Source organism: Neobacillus paridis (genome assembly GCF_016765675.1).
Lineage (GTDB): Bacteria > Bacillota > Bacilli > Bacillales > Cytobacillaceae > Neobacillus > Neobacillus paridis.
Genome location: NZ_JAESWB010000156.1, coordinates 1 through 535, shown reverse-complemented (window position 1 = coordinate 535; position 535 = coordinate 1). Strand labels below are relative to the sequence as shown.

The 535-nt window shown below is 59.4% G+C and carries 1 protein-coding gene; it reads left to right on the top strand.

What is annotated here, in order from left to right; translation table 11 throughout:
• A partial coding sequence (nuoI, locus tag JK635_RS28305) for an NADH-quinone oxidoreductase subunit NuoI (RefSeq protein ID WP_202653521.1) occupies window positions 1–333 on the top strand: 333 nt, incomplete at its 5' end.
• Between the last annotated feature and the right edge of the window lie 202 nt (window positions 334–535).

The window sequence follows — 535 nt, the reverse complement described above, 5'->3', positions numbered from 1 at the left end:
CTGCGCCGTTATCCCAACGGCGAAGAGCGCTGCATCGCCTGCAAGCTGTGCGAGGCGGTCTGCCCGGCAATGGCCATCTCGATCGAGTCCGACGAGCGCGAAGACGGCACTCGCCGCACCACGCGCTACGACATCGACCTGACCAAGTGCATTTTCTGCGGTTTCTGCGAAGAGTCCTGCCCGGTGGACTCCATCGTCGAGACCAACATGCTGGAATACCACGGTGAGAAACGGGGCGACCTGTACTACACCAAGGAAATGCTGCTGGCCATTGGCGACCGCTACGAAAAAGAGATCGCCGCCAATCGCGCCGCCGACGCCGCTTACCGTTGATTTGATTAATTCGCTGCAAAACCGGCCTTTCAAGGGCCGGTCGAGGGCGATCATTGTGGTCCATTATGGAATTTAAAACTGCGCTGTTCTACGTGTTCTCGGCCATCCTCGTGGTAGCCGCGACCCGCGTCATCACGGATCGCAACCCGGTGCATGCTGCCCTGTACCTGGTGCTGTCCTTTTTCTCGGCTGCCGGCATCTG